The sequence below is a fragment of the Candidatus Thiodiazotropha sp. LNASS1 genome (genome assembly GCF_964212655.1).
Lineage (GTDB): Bacteria > Pseudomonadota > Gammaproteobacteria > Chromatiales > Chromatiaceae > Thiodiazotropha.
In genome coordinates this window covers 4,010,783-4,027,639 of the sequence record NZ_OZ156465.1, presented here as the reverse complement: position 1 = coordinate 4,027,639, position 16,857 = coordinate 4,010,783, and the positions used below count along the sequence as shown (strand labels likewise).

Below are 16,857 nucleotides of genomic sequence, written 5' to 3'. Positions count from 1 at the left end.
ACATTCCTTAAGGGATGTTTTTAGATATCAATGGACCAATGATCTGTGTTGCTTTCAATGGCAACATTCTCCATAGTTTTATCAAAAGCTTGTATTTGGGATTTGAAGGATTTAGATTTGGCATTTTATCGATAGTATTCAAGTAGTATTGCCAATATAATTGTTTTGTTTCTGCATTCCATTTTTTCTTGAAAGACTCACCGCCTGAGTCTGTACTCGACCTCCCGAGATGATATGTTTTATAACCTCTTTCACAGGCATCTTTTATCATTTCCCAATATAAAACATAACTGGGTTGATATTGTCTGTATTGGTTATCCAAACCAAGCCACATACCTTCAACAATATCATCATAATAGCCGTTAAATGCAGAAGCCACTGGCACATCATCTTTGTAAGCTATGAATATTGTATAATCGTCCTTAAAATATTGTGTTATTGTTTTAAAATAACGAATAGAATAAATAGGTGTACCAAGGTCTCTCCAGGACTTTGATAGAATTTCGTAGAATGGTTCCAATAATTCAACGCCGCCTTTCTTAACTGTTATACCGTTCTTATATACTCTACGTATGTTTGTCCTATGCTTTGATTTAAATCCATTCCACAGTTTCTCATAATCGTCATCCAGTTTTATTATCAGTGATATCTTGTTTTTGGATTCCTTCATATTTGTAACTGAAGGCTTTTGACTTCTCACTTCAAGATACTTCGCACCAATTTTATTTGTTAATTCACATGCATATTCTATCAATTTCTTATCAATTTCAGTGGAGTTTGCACAACTGGAACCATAATTAACAAAAGGCATTGAACATAAAATGTGGCCGAAAATCATACTCTTTAGTGATACCAGTGGGAGCACCCCCACTATTTGATTGTTACTTTCTGCAACAATATTATATACAGAGTGTTTGAAATAGCTCTTATTTATAATCTGCCACTCAAAGAGTTGATATATGCATGCTTGATCGTTGTTCTTTAGGTAGTCATTCCATTTACTGGAATTTGTTTCATTAATACTATAGATTTTTACTGATATATTCTTATTAATCATTTCGCGGCCATATTTATGTAGAATTCCAGTATGTCTATATTTTCTTTTGACTGTAACTAGTATCTATTGTTTTTCATGTCCAAATAAATTCAATAAAAAACATTTACTCTTTGCAAATATACCGAGATGGTTACTCATCAGTATTTAAAATATTCCTATAATTGTTGCCAGAAAAGTTGGTTTGCTGTCTGCAACTGTATCATTAATATTGATTCTTTTTAGATTATATCTATTGTTACTCTCTTCCACATGGCCAAATTCAGTACCGAATCCATACTTATACCCCTCACTTCTCGCCACATCTCCTATCACATCACTATAGTCTCCATTGGGATATGCAATGGATTTTACTACCGTTTGGACATTTTTTTCGATTGATGCTTTAGATTTAGCTAACTCCGCAATTACTTCTTCTCTTGCTAGTTCTGTAAGTATTTTATGACTACAGGCATGTGAACCTATTTCAATGCCGTCTTGTTCCAATTCCCTCATTTGATCCCAAGTCATATGTTTATCGACATGAGAACCATCACCATAATCAACTACTTCCAAAAAATCTTGCGTTATTTCTTCAAGTTGCTCATAAGTCCTTGTCTTCAAGGATCTTACATAATTAATTATTTCTGATTGCTTTTTATATCCTTCAATCTTACATTTTTCATCAATCCCATATTTATTCAGTAAAGCTCTTGATTCTTTTGAATCAAGTTTACTTGCATGCCATATTAAATAGCCTAGCTTTTCTTGCCAAAATGTTTGTTTAGTTGAGATATAGTCGAGTGGTATAAATACAATTGCAGGGCAATTATGTTTCATTAGAATAGGGTATGCATACTCATAGTTGTCTCGCCAGCCATCATCGAATGTTACAAGACACCTTGGCTCACATTCCTTTTTACTATTAAGCAGCACACTAGTATCAATGACTTTGAAATATTCATTTATAACACTTATATGCATGTCGAAATTTGCAGGATCCACCATAATCGCCTGATGTGAAAAACTTCGTTCACGTAAATTGACAGGCAATACTCGATGGTATGTCAGTATAACGGTCTTGTTTGACAGCTTTTTTTTAAGTATATAACCTGTCACGCCTGTATAGTAAAAGATGTAGGAAACCACCTTTTTTGTGAACTTTATTATGGTTGAGAATAATTTTCTCATGTTCCTTTTAAAGATTAATTATACCTTTTTGCGGAATATCAAAATATTTCCGAAAGCTGGACCCGGTAATTTTATATATTTAAACCAGATTTTGTTAAGGAGGTGTATGGACTTTTTCAAAATTGTTGTAGGAACAACCCAATACATCTCACTGAACTGTCCAGCTCTTCTTGATTGCAGCTCCATTCCATGCTTTTGAAATTCTTTAATCAGCCACTCTATATTTGCCTGCCTTGTCATTAGGCGACCATCCTCAGTTTCTTCCCAGTTTTCTATTCCTGCATTCACGATGTTGACAACTGCTCTTTCTCTCCCTAATAATTTCTTTAGAAATCTCAAGGCTCTAGTCTGTATAGAGTTCATATTGCCTTCACTTATTGCCAACATACCGCCTTTTTTTACTATTCTGGATAGTTCTGATATTGCTTTGTCTACTTCGGGAATATGCATTAGCACGCCCCAACAAACAGCTTTGGAAAATGATTCATTCTCAAATGATAATTCTGTAAGATTCTCACACTTGAGTTCTATTTCGCTGTCATACCGGGTTCCAATCAATCCTTTTCTTGCCAGCTCTAGGGCAGAATCTGATAGATCAGTACCGACCACTTTATATCCTCGGTCTACAAGGTTTTTCGATTTTGCACAACTACCGCATCCCGCATCCAATACAGTATCACCCTCTATTTGAGCAAACGAGTCTCTTATAAAATCAAACGCCATATTGTAGAATTTTTCATTGTCTGGTGTTCGATAGTTGTCAACCCACTCGTCGTGGATTGAATGACTTTGCAGTGTTTCTTCTGCGTCATTTGAATTGTGCATATTCATCATTAAATTTTCTCAAATCGGTTATTAAAAATAGCCGTATGACAAGAATTATACACTGTATATGTCCCGCCACATTAAATAATTAACTGATGTCCAAATTAACTCTGAAGCATCTTTTTTATCTGTAACATGCATTTGATATTGATCCCTCACAAAATCCATGTTTATATTGTCATCACTTCTTGTGTCATAAAGAACATCTTTGACATTCTTAGCCAAGCCATTTTTTTCCTTTATCCAATTGGAAATAGGAACGCCAAATCCAGATTTTCTGCGATAGATAAGATCTCTTGGTAAATATTTTTCAGCAATCAATTTTATTAACATTTTAGTATTATTTTTTTCCATTTTTACTGGCGATGGAATTGAATTCGCAAACTCGACTAGCCTATAATCTATAAACGGAACTCTTGCCTCTACACTGGCCCCCATACTCATCTTGTCTTGCCTGTTGAGTATTGATACCAAGTAGGTTAGTTGATCTTGTATCGACACCATATCCATGGTTTGTTCGTAATTCATCATTGATGCAGTAACATATTTTCTGTAATCAAGGCTGTTTATACCATTGCGTTTCATTGCGCTATCCACTACGTCTTTTTGATTGACTGCAGAATTGAGCATCAATAACGAATCTTTGTCCATATTTGAAAAATCATTCAGCTTTTTCAGTCTATGGTCTGATATTATAGATGCCAGTATTTTTAAAATGGGTGATGCTAGCCATGATATTCCTCGTATTTTATTAAGCAATTCCGGAATCAAGTATCTGGGGTAGCCAAGAAATAACTCATCAGCACCTTCACCTGTTAACACAACAGTAACGTTCTGCTTGGCAAGTTCACTCAATGCCAGTATATGTACGGAGTTTGAGAAATGAAGCGGCTCGTCATTAAGCATGATAGATCGCCTGAGCAGGCTAGCGAACTCGTCACCGTTTAGCACCAGTTCGTGGTGTTTTGTACCATATTTATCTGATACCAGCTTTGCGTATTCAGACTCGTCGTAATTTCTTTCATTAAATCCGACTGAGAAGGTATTCATGTTGTCACCAGCAATACCTGCAGCAATTGCTGTTACAAGACTAGAATCTATGCCACCACTACAAAAAGTACCTAACGGCACTTCACTCATCAATCTGATTTTTATTGCGTCCTGAAGTAATGACTCAATGCCTTCCAGTGCGGCAGGTCTATCAATTGTGCGGTCCTTCGGTATATCAAACAGATTCCAATATTTTACTATATTTGTGTTACTGCCTTTTATTACCATGTAATGGCCAGGCAAGAGTGAAAGCACATCTTCAAACATCGTGTTTTCACCGGCCACGCCTCTAAACATAAAATACTCATATATTGATTTGTTATTTATTCGGCGCTCAACATCACCATATTCCAGTATTGCCTTAATTTCTGATGAAAAGTAGAATCCTTTTTTTGTTTTACTGTAGTAGAGTGGTTTTATACCCATTCTGTCTCTTGCTAGAAAAAGAGATTTATCATTTTCATTATAGATAGCAAAAGCAAACATGCCATTTAGGTGATTTACGCATTCATAACCAAACTCTTTATACAGATAAATAATGACTTCTGTATCTGATGTAGTATTAAACTTATAGCCCTTCCGTTCTAATTCTATTTTCAATTCTTTATAATTGTAGATCTCTCCGTTAAATACTATCCAGTATTTCCCAGTGTTATCAGACATTGGTTGGTGCCCGGTTGATAAACCAATAATACTAAGCCTTCTGTGTGCGAGGCCAACAGAACCGGAAATATAGAGGCCACTGTCGTCAGGGCCTCTATATGTAAATACGTCTCTCATTAAAGACAGTCTGTTTTTATCGACTGCTTTAGACGAATCCGAGTAAAGTACACCTGCTATACCGCACATATCTGTATAATCCTGGTTATATATTCAGATCAATTTCTGATATGACCCACTTAAACTTTCCAGTTGACGTTCGCTCAAGCTCGTCTACGATTTGTATATTTATTGATGTATCTTTACCTAAACGCTCTGACAGGCCGTGAACCAACGCTTTCTTGTCGTCATCAGTAAAGCTAGCATCCACCCTCAACTTTACTGTTATACTCATCAGATCTGTTTGTACTATTTGTGATTCCAGAATAGATGTTAATGGTTTAAACGGGTGTGTAAGTACGGAGGGAGATATCAATCTTCCATCCTTGAGAACCAATGTATCTTCAGCTTTTGTTGTCACATCATGTAGTAGGTAGTGTGCTCTACCACATGCACATTGATCACTTTTTATGGCAGACATATCATTAGTTTTATAACGGATAAGGGGCATTGCATAGTTGTGTAGTGATGTTGCTACAATTGCTCCGGTTTCACCGAACTCCAATCTTCTGCCTCCACTGTCACATATCTCTGTAATGCCATACTCCATCCCGATGTGGCCGCCGGTGTGGTTATCGCATTCAGTGGTAAATAATACGCGTTCTGCTGATCCGTAATAATCATATACTTTACAATCAAAGCTCTCTTCGATTGTTTCTCTTTGAAAATCGTACAATGTTTCTGAAGATGTTAAGACTGCATCTAACTTTAATTTTTCACCAATGTTTTTCAGGTATTTTGCCAATATATAAACAGTTGACGGGTAACCATCAAGCGTCTTCGGTGAAAACCTGCGAAGCTCATCTAAATAATGTGGGATATTATCAGGCTTTAAGTGGAAGGATGATAACAATAGCTGGTTATGGTAGTAATTATATCTCCAGAATGGTGGATTGAAATTATCTAGGGGAACTATAATATTTCCCCTGATTACAGCTACCCTATCACCAAATTTCGCAAGATTAACACCCGCCCAGCTATACTGCCTGTCTAACATAGCATAGTTAAAGTTGACAAGATTTTTACTGTAGCAAATCTCTAGCGGAGACCCTGTAGTACCACTAGTATGTCCTTTCTCTACTTTATTTGATTTAAATTCATCAGATAACAAAGAATTAAAATTTTCCTTGATCAACTCCTTTGTCAATACTGGTAATTTCTGTAAATCATCTGTCGTTTTTATGTCAGACGGCTTCAGCTTATAGTTTCTCATTAAATTTCTGTAATACTCGACATGCTCATAGCTATATTGTATGAGCTGAGTAAACATTTTGTTTTGGTATTCTATTAGTTGCTGTTCATTATACCACTGACTTTCTTCAAGAAATCTTTTTACTTTATTAAATTCGCCTCCATACCTCTTTCTATCTAACAGTATGCTGTACCCGGTTACCGCAAGACTCTGCACTGAGGCTGGTAGTGCGTCATATAGATTCTTGAATGGCGTATCCATAATAGTGATTCAATTAATCCTAATGAATTACACTTTTGTACGCCTTAATCAATCCTTCAGCAATAGAAGGCCAGGCATACCTCTCTTCAGCAAGTTTTCTTGCCTGACGTCCTAACTCTTTTCTTTTTGCGTCATCGTTGATTAGTTCTACGATACTAGATGCGAATCCTTCAAAAGTATCCTCTAAATATATGTTTGTACGGTCAGTAACCTCTATACCTTCACTACCTATTGATGTCGACACAATAGCCTTACCCTGGGCCAGAGCATCTAACACTTTGAGACGCGTACCACCACCTACCCTTAGTGGCACGACATAGATGGCAGACTTAGCGACGAACGGCCTGATGTCGTCGACATAACCCAGGACTTTTATTCCATTATCCTCTGAAGCAATATTGATCAGTTCTTTAGGTGGATCCTGCCCAATAATATAAAATTTAATGTCTGGTATCTTAACTTTTACCAATGGCCAAATTTCACTGATCAAGTACATGACCGCATCTTTATTCGCAAACATATTCATGCCGCCGGTATATATTATTGCCTGTTCTTCCGGTTCCCGGCGATCTTCAAAATAATTAATATCGACTCCATTCGGAACGATAGCTGTCTTTACACCTGGTGTCATTTCTTTTAATTCGTCTGCGTCAGTATTGGACATCATTACATTAACAGGGTATTTGGAACTCTCCCGAGCTTCATATTTCCTCAGTTTTTCAGACTGTTTCGCAACGTAATATCTTGTAAACCAATTCGATTCGACTTTGGATCTTCTTGCCATCAATGAAGACTCAATATTATGGTGAGTTACAACACATGGAATGTCTTGTACCAATTCCCTGTATTTTGAAAGTCCAACCGTATCAATATGTACAATATCAATATTATTCTTTTCTATAATATCGAGCATTTTATCTCTGAATCCACTGCTTTTATGGGCAAGAACACTAAAGGGCAGCGGATAAAAGAAGCCGAGGAAAAATGCCAATAACTTGTGAATTTTTGATTGCTTAGGCCACAACTTAAAATAGTGCACTTCAGTGCATATCTTCTTAAGTTCGACCATGCTCTCATCGAGTAACGACTGACTTGCAATTGTATCTGGATGGTGAAATGCAAGAAGATATACATCATTATCTTTTCCAATTTCACGAATAATGTTGTACCCCCTTTGTAAAACCCCACCATGAGGTGGATAAGGTATGATTTGTGATAAAAAAAGAATTTTCATGGCTGTTACCTATTTGTTTATTATTTTCTGATACAGGGTTTCATACCGAGCGGCCATTTTTGCTGCTGTAAAATTGTCTTGGTATCTAAGTCCGGCAGATAAACCATATTTTTCACGGATAGACACCTGCTCTATCAATAACTGTAATGATGATGCCATTTTTTCAGTATTACCCGGTTCAACCACGACTCCCTGGTCTGCACTGCAAATGATTTTTGGTGTTTCACCCACCCTTGTTGTGACTATCGCTTTTTTTGCTGCCATAGCTTCCAGCAAGACCATCGACATCGCTTCCCAAAGTGAAGGCTGAAAAAATATATCCACCTTTGGGAGAATTACAGCTGAGGCTGAATCGACCCATCCTAACAATTTGACATAACTTTCAAGATCATCTTTCTTTATCTTTTCTTCTAATTTTGTCCTAAGTGGCCCGTCACCAGCCACTACAAATACAAATCTATTCGGTAGTTTTTCTCTAAGTATATTAGAAACCTTTATCAAGTCGAACATACCTTTTTGTTCTATAAGCGTATTTACACATCCTATAATTACTTTCCCTTCTTTTTTGTAACCGTCAATGATATCGTTGTTTTTCTCTAAGTTTGTGACATCCACACCATTCCATACTGTAGTTATGCGATCACTTGGTATTTTGTAGTAGTTGCAAACATCGTTCTTTTGCTTTTCCGCTACTGCAACCAACATATCTGGAACCCGCCAGAAAAGTCTTTCAAACTTCGCCATTTCAGGCTCTCTGTTCGGATAGTTACCAAAATGAAATGTATGTATAAAACGTATGGATGGTAATGTTAACCTGCACAGAGAGGCATCTACCAATGAATGGACATCATGTGAATGAACCAGATCGATGTTATTTCTATTTAAATAACTTCTAAGCCGCAAGGAGGTAAAATAGTCCGTTTTATTACTTTTCTTTATTTCTTTTGTTAAACCGATTACATCCGTTCCTTGATCAACTATTTTATTACCTATAGTTCCCATTTCCTTGAGATAGCAAACAGTTACATCAAATATATCTTTATTTATAGTATTACAGATATTTGCCGTGACCTCTTCCGCTCCTCCTATATGTAATGTGGAGTGAAGAAGACATAATTTAATCTTGTTATTATTTACCGTCATGATCTTTCTCTATCTTAATATCTAATCTTTCTTGTGGTTTTCATTTTCACTCATCTTGTCAAGATGGGATTTAAACATAAATTCCGCAGAAACAAACAATCCCGCAAGCACAAAAATATGCGGATAGTACGTAACAGATAAAAATGCACCCCCGATAGCAAATGCAACCAAGCTTGAATTAAGCATTAAAAACAACTTATTGTATACTTCACTATCCTCGATAGAATCAGATTTTTTCCTAATAAAACGAATAAATTTGCTGTTTCTTCTGTAATTCCCTATCAATAATGCAAGAAAAAAGATAATTCCCGGCAAGCCTAGTTCACCTAGAATCAGGAAATACGATGAGTGGGCGGTCAACCAGGGAAAATTTTCATACCCGAACTCAGGCGGTCTAAAATCCGTACCTAGTTTTACAGGAAAATGTCCTGCCCCCACACCAGTAATCGGATGTGCTGTCGCCATCCTGATTGCCGTTTTCCATGCGACTATTCGCCCCATTGCAGAACCTTCAGATTCATAATTTCGTATCGTATTCATCCTCTCAAAATACACGGGCGGAGCAAAAGCGAGTATTGAGATCAAGACGCCACCTATCAGTAAAATACCGAGAATTTTTTGGCGCCCCATCCACCACAGATAGGCGAACGTCCCCATTAGCGCCAGGGACGCACCTCTTGACTGAGTTCCAACGATAGCAAATATCAATACCAATAACGCTAATATATATATCACCTTATGTAGTGTCTTCTTTGAGTCCATTATAAGGAATAAGCACATTGGCACTGTTAGTGACACTGACAGAGAAAAATCGTTACCATCACCAAGAAATGCATTACCTGAGATATATGTTCTCGTCGCGGGATCCAAAACGACATCAGGATTGAGAATTACTAAAAGTATATGACTGAAAACAAATACGATAAATATGCCTTTAATCTTATCGATATCTGTTACTATTTTGATTATGATGTAATACCACAGAATAAAACCGAAAACGAGTTTAAATATTTTGAATGAAAATTCTGTAACATCAGCAACGATTACTGATATCGCAAGCAAAAACAGGAAAAAAAGAAACAGTTTTGAGTTGTGATGCTTGATTATTTTAGTATTATCATTCGCGCTATTATAAAATATTGCTCCAATTGTAACAATCAACGGTATTATTGTATTGATTTTAAGCAGACCAATTATCGGCACATACGAAGCTGGTCGAACATAATCTAGGAATAAAGATAATAACAGGCCTAAATACAACATGATTATTTATTTTGTTCTTCAGCCAGGCTCTCATACACACTGAATAATTTTTTAACCCTGGTATCCTGGTTAAAGTTCTCAATGACATGCTTCCTCCCTATCAATGCCATTTCATTATGCTTTGATACATTGTTTGTATACTCTTCCAATGCAGTTTCCAAAGCACATAAATTTTCTGATTCAATAAGCACGCCATTCACATTATGTTGAACAATCTGCGCAGTACCACCTACGTTTGTCGCAATCACTGGAATACCCATTAAGAGCGATTCAAGCACAACATTTGGCATACCTTCAGTATTTGAGCTTTGAACGACCAAATCTATACCGTTATATACATCTACCATATCATTTCTGTAGCCTGAAAATATAACCTTGTCTGAAATACCCAATTCATTCGCAAGCGCCCTTAGCATCTCTTCTTCCGGCCCCACTCCAACAATAAGAAAGATCAAGTCTCTATTTTTGTCGGTAAGATACTTAGCCGCATTTAAAAAGATATCTTGTCTTTTTTCGGGGCTCAGCCTTCCAATATTTGCAATTACTTTCTTATCTTTTGAAATATTGAATTCATTCCTGAATTTATTATTTTCACGTTTTATTTCGTAGTCATCAATCACCAAAGCATTATTGATTACATGAATCTTGTCGGATTTTATTCCACTCCTAACAAGACGCTTTTTCATTACTTCAGATACCACTATAACCTGATCATGATATCTCAATAAGTATTTATCAACTGCTGTATATATTTTTCCTTTCCAATTATTTGATATCCAGCCATGACATGTTGAAACCAATGGCAGTCTCTGATTTCGCGCACATATAAGTCCATAAATATTAGAACGAAAGTCATGGGTATGAATTATATCTATCGCCCTTTTTCGCACCGCCTGTTTAATCTGATCTATTACACGCCTGTCAAATGATCTATTTTCTTTTATAGCAACCACATCCAAGCCCAGTTCAACTGCCTTTTTCATATAGGCATGATCGTTGTGACTTTCTCCGGAAAATGCACCAATATGTATATTACATTTGCCCCGATCTATCATGTCAGCGCACTGCAGGATGGTTCTGCCTGGTCCATCAATCCATGGCGAATCTCGCAAATCTAATATTTGTAATATCTTCTCAGGCATAGCGTTCAATATCCACATTACTTTATATTATGTAAGGATATTTCCCATATGTCGGTAAATAATCATAATTTAATGACTTTCAGCACAGACATATATGAAATATTACCGTTTTTGTACATCTCTCTTCATAGTTTTACTCACGATAAAAAGAAGGCATTACATAGTTTGAAGAGATTGCGTTAAGTGAATATTTGGTATTATATTTTGAAGTGTTAATTCTCTTCTCTTTTTGTCGGGCTCCATATTTCCTGACGTCTACCCTGAAAAAACAAGAACCAAGCTTTGAGAATTGCTAAGTTAACGATGGTAAAAAATAGAGGTATTTTACCAATTGCTGTTTTATTTAGTACGCTATTTTGAGGCAAAGAAGCAATCGCCAAAAAATAAAATAATAGCTGACCTGAAAACAATAATTTATATACAAACTGATCTATCAAGTAATAATTACTAATCAATAATATTAACAGAAAAAATGGCACTAGCCACCTCATTAATTTATGCGAAAATAAAAAAATTGAAAACCAACCGTATTTAAACGCATTTAATAACTTTAAATTAGAAAACAGGGCCGCCATTCCTCTCAAAAGGGTTCTAACTTTCCTATTGTATTCATTACTTGTACTTTTGGAGGCACTCATTATACCTTTTGCCTGAGGTTCAGTAATTGCCCTGTAACCCGCATCGATAGTATTTAAAACAGACAAAAAATCAGGTGCCAAACCTTCCTCAAATGGCTTAATCAACTGTGTTCTTTGAGCATAAAATGAACCGCTTGCTCCCACTATAGAATCTATTTTTGATTCCTTATTACGCAGGAACAATTCATACTTTCCATAGAGACCTTCTCCTCCTTGATTTGCAGGGATATGATCCTCACCAGATACACAACCAACGTTCTTATCGGTAAATGGTACAACAATTTTGAGGATTGATTGTTTATCAAGCATTATTGAGGCATCCGTAAACACCACAATTGATGAATTAATCTCATTTACTCCCTTATTAAGCGCATTAGCTTTACCTTGCTGGTTTTCTATGACTATGACTTTTAAATTTAAATTAGTCTCATAGTTTTTGATTATTTCAACAGTATTATCAGTGGAACCATCTGATACGAGTATGACATTTAGTAAGTTATCCGGGTATTCCAGGTTCTCTATATTAGATAACTTTGCCTCAATAACATTGGATTCATTATGCACAGGCAATAATAATGTAACACTTGGCAACTCAATTTCCTGATCATTAATTAAAATCTCATTATTGCGGTATTTACCCACAACAATTAGCAGTAATGGATAAAGAAAATATGCGTAAATAACACATACAAATGACAGCCAGAAAAGTGTGATCATTATTTATTATTCCAAGTCGAATATATTTAGATTCAAACAATTATTATTAGATACGATATGTATCATATTTGTATCAACAAATAGAATCATGAGTAGATTTATATTTTATTATTTATCTATTGCGTTCACTATTATTATATTTTGAGTTAATTATACTCATCATTATTTAGAGTATTTATTAACCCCCGCCTTTTGTCAGTATCTATAAGCTCTATATTTAAACCAAAACCAGCATATATAAATGCTATCAGCTCATCATCAAAAGCCTCGCCTTTTTCCGCATCCGCCAACACTCTAAGCCCCTTCTGTTTTAAAAGATCCAACTCCAACGACACACTTTTATCAGTTTTAAAACAGATATGGTGTAGACCTTCTCCCTTTTTTAAACTTTCAATTAAGGGGGAATCGGGACTCGAAGGCTCTATCAGTTTAATATCAAGCGATTCCTGCTTCTCTAAAAACACGACATTTACTTTTTGCCGTGTATTTGTGATTTTGTTTGTTTTTTGAGTATATCCAAACATATCTGCAATTCTTGGAATAGCCCTGTCTATAGATCTAACAGCTATACAAATGTGGTCAATATTCATATCAATACATAAATTATGGTTAAAGAATATCTGCTTATTTATGAATATATAGTCTCATAAATTGATTTCTGCGGCCATGAATTATAATTCACATGATACAACACTTCTTTTTGTAATTATTGTATAGTGAAGGCAAGTCAGATTTAAATATGATCTCTCCAATATACATTCATAAGAAGGATCAAATATTATATTCAGCATTTAATATTATACCTGGAATAGATCAATAAAAAGTTTTAATATTACAATACAAATATGCATGCTAACCGTGCAATCATTATATGCCGTAAAGAAAATCCTCAAAATGTCTAAATCGACGCCTAGCAATTATTATATTTATGATTTATCGCTTTTTTTGGGAATATTAGTATTATTTATCCTTTATCATTCTACTGCTATTAGTATTTATAATAATTGGACTGCTGAAAACAGTCTCTATTCTCACGGCCTATTGCTACTTCCGATATCTTTTTATCTATTCTTACATGAGTGGAAATTAAAACGATATACATCAAGCATTGAATTTCGACCTTTCCCAACATTGATTTTAGTAATTCTCGGGGTATTCTGGTATATTTCAGAATCCATATATATACAAATAGCATCTCAGATTCTTTTTATTCTTATACTATCATTCTATATATATAGCCTTTTTGGTTTTAAACAAACTCTACGGCTCTCATTCCCGATATTAATCCTGCTAAGCTCCGTACCCTTATGGTTTTTATTTTCTGAGCCTCTACAAACACCAACTGCCATATTAGTTGATAAGCTGCTTAAATTAACGGGCTACACATCCTATCAGGAGGGATACTTTATACATATTCCCGAGGGTATTTTTGAGGTAGGTGATACATGTAGCGGGCTTCGATATCAAATTGCTGCCATTACCACTGCAGCACTTTACATATTTTATTACAACTACTCACTAAGAGCGTCACTTCTTTGCATTCTTTTTGCCTCTTTAATAGCCTTTTTGTCTAACTCAGTTCGAATATATATCGTCGTACTCTCTGGTCATTATACGAATATGACGCACTCCCTATTAGAGGACCACATTTGGCTAGGATGGGCTGTTTTTGGCATTTTCTTTATGATTTACCTGCTTTTTTTAGGCCGGATCGATATGGACAACCGCACAGGTGATTCTGTTGCTAAAAACCGCATACGAGACAATGATTCAAATCCAAAATCAACCAGTCAGGCTAAAATAATTTCAATATCTGTATTGTTATTACTAGCTTCCAGCACAGGACCATTATTGATTCCTCTTTACGCCAATCCTGACTCTGATATGGACATTAAATCCATCGATTTAAATTCAACAATACAGGGTTGGAATCGGACTACAACAACTCAATCATGGCGACCTAACTGGCAACAATCAGATTACAACCTATTTACAAGTTACTCAAATAAATCTGGAAATGTAGATTTGTTTATCGGCACCTTCGTAAAACAGTCGCAAGGCAAAGAATTAATTAGTGATTTAAATGTTCCATATGATACAAACAACTGGGAACTAGTGGAAACACGTGCAATAGATATTTTATCAGACAGTGGCAAAACATATACTGTTGCAGAAACTATAGTTTCCAATCAGTATTTGCAAAAGCGTGTTATTTGGAATTGGTATTATATAGATGACAAATTGACGCATGAAGAACTGACAGCCAAATTACTAGGTATAGTAAACTCACTATCTGGACAAAAAAGCGAAACCGTTTTTATTATTTCTTCACCTATAAGCACCGACCTTGATACTACAAGGCGCATCCTTACAGGTTTCTTTAAGGATAGTTTCACATATTACAAAACACAATTGGCAAGGCTTGACGAAGCTTTATAGATAATACCTTCCCTTTTCGTAACTCGTTTCGAATAAGATCAGTTACATGCCCCGCTTATGAAGAATAGGTATATTCTCTTAACTTGACTGAAATGCATAAATTCAAATAAATTTTTTTTAAAAGTTTTTATCTAACCATTCTTCGACAAGTTTATGCATAGATTCCTCCCACTCAGATAGTGAAAGGATATGATTCGCTTCCGGAATAGTATGTAGTTCGTATATATGTGAATATTCTGATAAATGAGATTTATATATATTCTCGAATTTTTCCTTAAACTCCCAGAGCAATCTATCGCCTCCACTATACACTAAAAGCATCTTCTTCGATTGTTGTAACATTGAAAAGAATGTTGGTGCAAACCTGGGATTTGTGTTACTGGTTTCATCATGTACGAACTCTATTTTCTTCTTCGAGCTGGCGCTCATACTCTCTCTTATACTATTGGAAATCACTCTTATTGGTTTTAATAGTATTTTAAATATTGTTCTAAAATCACTTTTAAGTGTGATGATACGCTTCCACGAATCTATGTCTGTTAATTTGCTTATGTAACCTTTTTTCAAATCTTCCAGCTGTCCTTCGGTCACGAACTTCGAGAAATTATCCTCTCCACCCTCAAAAACGTTGATTAGGCCAAGTGCTATCAAGCCTTTCACCCTTTCATCCGTACTCCCTGCAAGCATACCTGTAATGGCTCCTCCACAGAGACCACCTAAAACGAACTTATCAATATTATATGTAGTCCCAAGCCAGTCCATTGCGTCTATCGTGTCATCTATATACCGCCCATTCTGAATACTGTTATAAACATCGACAAGGACTTTTTGATCTAAAGCACCTTCTGAATCCCCTAATCCATAAAAATCATACCTTAAGACAGTAAACCCCTTGTCTACGAAGACTTTTGACAATTTATTATACATTCTATGAGGTCCGACACGCATTTTTATGCCGGGCGAAAGTAACAATATGGCAGTATCCTTGACTGGTGATTCAGACTGTTCAAGAATTCCGTATAATTTTAAACCGTTCCTGTTTTTTATGGTTACCGGAGTTGAGATCATTTTAAATCATGCATCCAGGATAGTGTTGAAGAGTTCAGATTTTCAGCAGATTGATAGAAGGTCTTTATTTCCTTCCAGAATTGCTCCTCGTGTGATTTCACTAATTCAGATTTCACACTGAATTGTTCAATGAATTCAGCATATGCTTTGTTCTGAGGTTGTTTAGGGTTTCGTACTATTTGGTTAATCAAACAGTTGATTGACTTCTTATGATCCAGCCGAAGTAGATCGAGCCCTGACAGCTGATTGTAATAATCATATGTCAATAAATAACCCTCAATGTTAATTGGACTACCTGATTTCATTTGCTCAACCAGGTCATCCCTGGTTATTTCTACTTTACCCTTCAATGCCATCTGTGCTGCAAGATTACTACGCAATATTTCTTGCATATACCTTTCACCATTCAGCACTGGATCCCATAGAATGAGATTTCTAATTTCATCTTTAGAAGAAGCATAAGCCGTTGCCAGTGAAGCACCAAGTCTGAGTCCAAACAGACTAATGTCCATAATTTGAAACTTAACTTTTAGGTGATTGATTACAGCATCAATGTCTTCAACATGCTTTTCAAATGTAGAATCTACAAAATCACCATCACTATCACCATGTCCTCTAAAATCGAATCTGGCCACATAATAGCCTTGGCTGGCAAGTTCTCTTGCAAAACTTACGTAAACTCTGTGACTCCATAATTTTTCTTCCGCAAACGGATGAAGAAAAACAAACGCCTTTTTAACATCTGTTTTATCGGGAATATGGAAAACCGTGAATATTTTTTCATTCTTTATATGAATGAAATCAATCTTTTCTTCCATAGTAGTCTGGGTCACTATTTGCCG

14 protein-coding genes are annotated in these 16,857 nt (G+C 35.8%); 1 reads left to right on the top strand and 13 read right to left on the bottom strand.

Going from position 1 to position 16,857, the window contains the following annotated elements; genetic code table 11:
- Positions 1 to 7: 7 nt before the first annotated feature.
- From AB8516_RS17970 to AB8516_RS17920, 11 genes are all read right to left on the bottom strand, one after another.
- Positions 8 to 1,057: a FemAB family XrtA/PEP-CTERM system-associated protein gene (locus AB8516_RS17970; protein WP_369162576.1), complete on the bottom strand. Its 1,050-nt coding sequence runs from the start codon at positions 1,055 to 1,057 to the stop codon at positions 8 to 10.
- Positions 1,058 to 1,201: 144 nt separating this feature from the next.
- Positions 1,202 to 2,041 (bottom strand): polysaccharide deacetylase family protein, encoded by an 840-nt coding sequence (locus tag AB8516_RS17965; protein ID WP_369162575.1) that lies wholly within the window; start codon positions 2,039 to 2,041, stop codon positions 1,202 to 1,204.
- A 201-nt stretch (positions 2,042 to 2,242) separates the two neighbouring features.
- On the bottom strand, positions 2,243 to 3,058 hold the full coding sequence (locus AB8516_RS17960) for a class I SAM-dependent methyltransferase (RefSeq protein WP_369162574.1): 816 nt from the start codon (positions 3,056 to 3,058) through the stop codon (positions 2,243 to 2,245).
- 45 nt (positions 3,059 to 3,103) lie between these two features.
- Entirely contained in the window at positions 3,104 to 4,948 is a 1,845-nt protein-coding gene (gene asnB, locus AB8516_RS17955; RefSeq protein ID WP_369162573.1) for an asparagine synthase (glutamine-hydrolyzing), read from the bottom strand.
- Between the two features lie 16 nt (positions 4,949 to 4,964).
- The gene (locus AB8516_RS17950) at positions 4,965 to 6,371 is read right to left on the bottom strand and encodes a phenylacetate--CoA ligase family protein (protein WP_369162572.1); all 1,407 of its coding nucleotides are present in this window, start codon (positions 6,369 to 6,371) and stop codon (positions 4,965 to 4,967) included.
- Positions 6,372 to 6,390: 19 nt separating this feature from the next.
- On the bottom strand, positions 6,391 to 7,605 hold the full coding sequence (locus tag AB8516_RS17945) for a glycosyltransferase family 4 protein (RefSeq protein WP_369162571.1): 1,215 nt from the start codon (positions 7,603 to 7,605) through the stop codon (positions 6,391 to 6,393).
- A 9-nt stretch (positions 7,606 to 7,614) separates the two neighbouring features.
- Positions 7,615 to 8,748, bottom strand: coding sequence for a glycosyltransferase family 4 protein (locus AB8516_RS17940; RefSeq protein ID WP_369162570.1), 1,134 nt, complete (start codon positions 8,746 to 8,748; stop codon positions 7,615 to 7,617).
- A 21-nt stretch (positions 8,749 to 8,769) separates the two neighbouring features.
- On the bottom strand, positions 8,770 to 10,011 hold the full coding sequence (locus AB8516_RS17935; RefSeq protein ID WP_369162569.1) for an O-antigen ligase family protein: 1,242 nt from the start codon (positions 10,009 to 10,011) through the stop codon (positions 8,770 to 8,772).
- 2 nt (positions 10,012 to 10,013) lie between these two features.
- The gene (locus AB8516_RS17930; RefSeq protein ID WP_369162568.1) at positions 10,014 to 11,153 is read right to left on the bottom strand and encodes a glycosyltransferase family 4 protein; all 1,140 of its coding nucleotides are present in this window, start codon (positions 11,151 to 11,153) and stop codon (positions 10,014 to 10,016) included.
- Between the two features lie 212 nt (positions 11,154 to 11,365).
- The gene (locus AB8516_RS17925) at positions 11,366 to 12,508 is read right to left on the bottom strand and encodes a glycosyltransferase family 2 protein (RefSeq protein ID WP_369162567.1); all 1,143 of its coding nucleotides are present in this window, start codon (positions 12,506 to 12,508) and stop codon (positions 11,366 to 11,368) included.
- Positions 12,509 to 12,654: 146 nt separating this feature from the next.
- Positions 12,655 to 13,098: a VOC family protein gene (locus AB8516_RS17920; RefSeq protein ID WP_369162566.1), complete on the bottom strand. Its 444-nt coding sequence runs from the start codon at positions 13,096 to 13,098 to the stop codon at positions 12,655 to 12,657.
- 304 nt (positions 13,099 to 13,402) lie between these two features.
- Between AB8516_RS17920 and AB8516_RS17915 the strand changes: the two genes are divergently transcribed.
- Entirely contained in the window at positions 13,403 to 14,947 is a 1,545-nt protein-coding gene (locus tag AB8516_RS17915; protein ID WP_369162565.1) for an exosortase C-terminal domain/associated protein EpsI, read from the top strand.
- Positions 14,948 to 15,064: 117 nt separating this feature from the next.
- Here AB8516_RS17915 and AB8516_RS17910 read toward each other — a convergent pair whose 3' ends face one another.
- Entirely contained in the window at positions 15,065 to 16,015 is a 951-nt protein-coding gene (locus AB8516_RS17910) for an alpha/beta fold hydrolase (protein WP_369162564.1), read from the bottom strand.
- The gene (locus AB8516_RS17905) at positions 16,012 to 16,833 is read right to left on the bottom strand and encodes an alpha/beta fold hydrolase (RefSeq protein WP_369162563.1); all 822 of its coding nucleotides are present in this window, start codon (positions 16,831 to 16,833) and stop codon (positions 16,012 to 16,014) included. Before AB8516_RS17905 ends, AB8516_RS17910 begins: the two co-directional genes overlap by 4 nt.
- Positions 16,834 to 16,857: the final 24 nt, after the last annotated feature.

Coding starts and splice junctions, on each gene's coding strand:
- AB8516_RS17970 (WP_369162576.1), bottom strand. CDS start 1,057: ATGATTAATAAGAATATATCAGTAAAAATCTATAGTATTAATGAAACA.
- AB8516_RS17965 (WP_369162575.1), bottom strand. CDS start 2,041: ATGGTGGATCCTGCAAATTTCGACATGCATATAAGTGTTATAAATGAA.
- AB8516_RS17960 (WP_369162574.1), bottom strand. CDS start 3,058: ATGATGAATATGCACAATTCAAATGACGCAGAAGAAACACTGCAAAGT.
- asnB (WP_369162573.1), bottom strand. CDS start 4,948: ATGTGCGGTATAGCAGGTGTACTTTACTCGGATTCGTCTAAAGCAGTC.
- AB8516_RS17950 (WP_369162572.1), bottom strand. CDS start 6,371: ATGGATACGCCATTCAAGAATCTATATGACGCACTACCAGCCTCAGTG.
- AB8516_RS17945 (WP_369162571.1), bottom strand. CDS start 7,605: ATGAAAATTCTTTTTTTATCACAAATCATACCTTATCCACCTCATGGT.
- AB8516_RS17940 (WP_369162570.1), bottom strand. CDS start 8,748: ATGACGGTAAATAATAACAAGATTAAATTATGTCTTCTTCACTCCACA.
- AB8516_RS17935 (WP_369162569.1), bottom strand. CDS start 10,011: ATGTTGTATTTAGGCCTGTTATTATCTTTATTCCTAGATTATGTTCGA.
- AB8516_RS17930 (WP_369162568.1), bottom strand. CDS start 11,153: ATGCCTGAGAAGATATTACAAATATTAGATTTGCGAGATTCGCCATGG.
- AB8516_RS17925 (WP_369162567.1), bottom strand. CDS start 12,508: ATGATCACACTTTTCTGGCTGTCATTTGTATGTGTTATTTACGCATAT.
- AB8516_RS17920 (WP_369162566.1), bottom strand. CDS start 13,098: ATGAATATTGACCACATTTGTATAGCTGTTAGATCTATAGACAGGGCT.
- AB8516_RS17915 (WP_369162565.1), top strand. CDS start 13,403: ATGTCTAAATCGACGCCTAGCAATTATTATATTTATGATTTATCGCTT.
- AB8516_RS17910 (WP_369162564.1), bottom strand. CDS start 16,015: ATGATCTCAACTCCGGTAACCATAAAAAACAGGAACGGTTTAAAATTA.
- AB8516_RS17905 (WP_369162563.1), bottom strand. CDS start 16,833: ATGGAAGAAAAGATTGATTTCATTCATATAAAGAATGAAAAAATATTC.